The organism is Bacillus sp. RB3 (assembly GCF_030164735.1).
GTDB classification, from domain to species: Bacteria; Bacillota; Bacilli; order Bacillales; family Bacillaceae_G; genus Bacillus_A; species Bacillus_A cereus.
On record NZ_JASNGE010000075.1, the window covers coordinates 1 to 3057 of the forward strand.

The following is a 3057-nucleotide window of genomic DNA, read 5'->3' on the forward strand; positions in this document are numbered from 1 at the left end:
GTACGGTTCTGAGGGGAGTTGGGGGCAGCGATGCCCCCCGCTTACCCGACTAAATAAGCTGTCCATATGGGTAGCTTATTCTATGTTTTTGCTTAGCGTGGAGGTTTTCCAAAATGCTAGCAGTACCCCAATAGTAAATACACCTTTCGCCAAAGTAGAAAAGTAGAAATGTATACTTTTCTACTTTAGCGTAGTTTATTGCAACCCTTACCGTATCTACCACCACTAGCTCATTTACACGATTATCGATATAGAAAATAGTTTTAAGCATCAGGTAATATAAATTCCATTTGGCGACTCTGTGTTTTAAATCCAAGTTTTTCATAGAATTGTATAGCCGTCTTGTTAAATTCTAAAACATTTAATTCTACACTTGTTGCTTGTATTTCTTTAGCATACTCAAATGCTTTTTGTACTAATATTTTTCCTATTCCTGTTCCTTGACATATTTCGCTTACACCAATATTGCGGATAAAGAGTACTTTTCGCTCAACTAACTTTGGATTTTTGGATGGTTCTTTTATATCTAAAATTATGTAAGCAAGAATCTCTTTATTATTGTCCTCTACTACAAATATCTCTATGGTTTTATCATTAAGCCACTCTTCGTATGCATTGTGATCCCAAGAAGCTGAAGTATCAGAGTAAATATCTGGCCTTCCCTCTATATGCAACTGTTGAACTTGCTTGTTTATATTTGATATATCCCAAAAATCTTCTGGTGCAGCTAACCTTACTGTGAAAGGCAAAATTTCATTAGACATAAGTACATTCCTCCTAATGTTTTATTTAATTACCTATTTTCAACGGATTCGTATTTTAGATGCAACGATTTTTCAAGTGCCAAAACATTTAACTAGTGTGTATCCTGGGTCAGGTGGTTGTGCACAAACAGCGGGTATAAAGATTCAATTAGAATATGATTTACATAGCGGATAGTTTTTAAATTTTCAAGTTGGATCGGCGAAGAATAATGATAAGGCCTTTAGAACAGAATGTTTAGCGACCTTACGGCCTGGCGATCTATGTATTCGGGATTTAGGCTATTATTCACTGGACGATTTAGATCAAATAGACCAACGTGGCGTGTATTATATATCGCGGCTTAAACTAAATAATATGGTATATATCAAAAATGAGTTTCCTGAATACTTTCGAAATGGGACAGTAAAAAAACAGTCTCAGTACATCAAAGTTGATTTAGAACACATTATGAATACCTTAAAACCAAGACAGGTCTATGAAATAACAGATGCTTATATTGGAAAGGATAAAAAACTATTTACACGAGTTATTATATATCGTTTAACTGAAAAACAACTTCGAGAACGTAAGAAAAAACAAGTGTATACGGAAAATAAAAAGGGTATTACGTACTCAGAGAAAAGCAAACGATTAGCTGGTATGAACATTTATGTTACCAATACACCTTTGGAATGGGTTCCGATGGAACAAATACATGATTTTTATTCCCTTCGCTGGCAGATTGAAATTATCTTTAAAACTTGGAAATCCTTATTTCAAATCCATGATTGGCACAATATCAAACGAGAGCGATTAGAATGCTACATTTACGGAAAACTTATCGCTATTTTTCTATGTTCTTCTACTATGTTTAAGATGCGACAATTAATTTTACAAAAGAAGAAAAGAGAATTAAGCGAATATAAAGCCATTGGAATAATTCAAGACCATCTATACATTCTTTATCAAGCCACACAGCAAAACACCCGAGAAATAACAAAGATTTTAATCCGCCTGTTCCATCTTCTACAAAAAAATGGACGAAAATCTCACAGATATGAGAAGAAGACTATATTTGATATTATGGGAGTTGTCTATGAGTATAATGGATTGAGAAAACAAATGAAAATTGCATAATAAAAAAAGTGAAACCCGTTAGGGCTTATTTGGTATGCGCATTTTTAAGAATATACTTCTATTTTAAGAATGTTTTAATCCAGCTAAACTAAAGTTCAGTTTGTTTATAATCTTAAGTTGATGGGCATGTATGGTGACCCCTACCAGGTCTATTTCACATATTTTATCCCCTATGCACAATACCCTTTTATAAAATATATTTTATCGTTTTCCGACAGAAGACTCCTTCCTCAAAAATGTGAAGGTGTGAAACACCAATTTTAGGTGGGAGATGAATGTCGGTTGGCATAAGCCAACATATTTGCTATCATTTACTTGTACAGATTGCTCTTCGAAAACTGAAGATATGAGGTTGGTTGCAGAAAAACGTTGCAACCGTAAAATCTTCAACGTTCTATCGCCCCATGCTTGCCGAAGTTGCGAAAACCAAGCTAAAGTAGGGAGTGTGGTGCGTTAACGTACAAGATACTTATGTTCTCACCGTAGGGACTACGGGTAGAGCCTGCTAAGATAACCGGTGTTCGCAGGAATCTCCCACTTCAAAAAGTCCGTAAGGGCGTTAAGTGGTGAGTAGTTCAATCATATATCATTACCCAATATTTTTCTTCTAGCTCACCTTCTTCAATAACTTTTTTCCAGCCCATATTCTCATAAAATTTTAGTGCTTTTTGATTTTTAGAAACACACTTTAATCTTAATGGTGTATTCATCTTTTCTATGGAAGCATGAACTAACTGTCTTCCAGCCCCCTTACCAAAAAACTCAGGATGTACAAATAAATTGTGTATAAAGTTTTCTGGTAAATATAAAGAAGCAAATCCTAGTATATGATTATCTTCCTCTGCTAGTATTATATATTCTCCTTCAGTATGTTTATCAAAATCTTCTACAGTCATTTCATTGCTATCTAACCAATAAAAACTTTCACGCCGTGACTCTAAATATATCCTTCTTAAATTAGGGTAGTCTAATGCAGTCGCTACTCTAATATCCATTTTCTCACTCTCTTCCTTTTTTTAATTGAATAAATCTAACCGTCTCTAGAGGAAACGGTTAGATTTACGAGAGAAAATTTATTCACTCGTATCTCTTTAAAACAATAGCTGCATTATGACCTCCGAAACCAAATGAGTTAGATAGACCTATATTTATTTTCACTTGGCGAGCAACAGATGG

Annotated in this window: 2 protein-coding genes and 1 pseudogene; 1 reads left to right on the forward strand and 2 read right to left on the reverse strand. The window is 34.5% G+C overall.

What is annotated here, in order from left to right; translation table 11 throughout:
- Positions 1–263: 263 nt before the first annotated feature.
- Positions 264–764, reverse strand: a complete 501-nt coding sequence (locus QO049_RS30285) for a GNAT family N-acetyltransferase (RefSeq protein WP_284489812.1) — start codon at positions 762–764, stop codon at positions 264–266.
- 28 nt (positions 765–792) lie between these two features.
- Here QO049_RS30285 and QO049_RS30290 point away from each other — a divergent pair.
- A pseudogene (locus QO049_RS30290) lies at positions 793–1881 on the forward strand (IS4 family transposase); the annotation flags it as partial.
- A 575-nt stretch (positions 1882–2456) separates the two neighbouring features.
- Here the strand turns inward: QO049_RS30290 and QO049_RS30295 are convergent.
- Positions 2457–2876 carry a GNAT family N-acetyltransferase gene (locus QO049_RS30295; RefSeq protein ID WP_097797043.1) on the reverse strand — a complete coding sequence of 140 codons (420 nt, stop codon included), beginning with the start codon at positions 2874–2876 and terminating at the stop codon, positions 2457–2459.
- Between the last annotated feature and the right edge of the window lie 181 nt (positions 2877–3057).

Excerpts from the sequence above, each read along its gene's own strand:
- QO049_RS30295 (WP_097797043.1), bottom strand. The coding sequence starts at position 2,876 with ATGGATATTAGAGTAGCGACTGCATTAGACTACCCTAATTTAAGAAGG.
- QO049_RS30285 (WP_284489812.1), bottom strand. The coding sequence starts at position 764 with ATGTCTAATGAAATTTTGCCTTTCACAGTAAGGTTAGCTGCACCAGAA.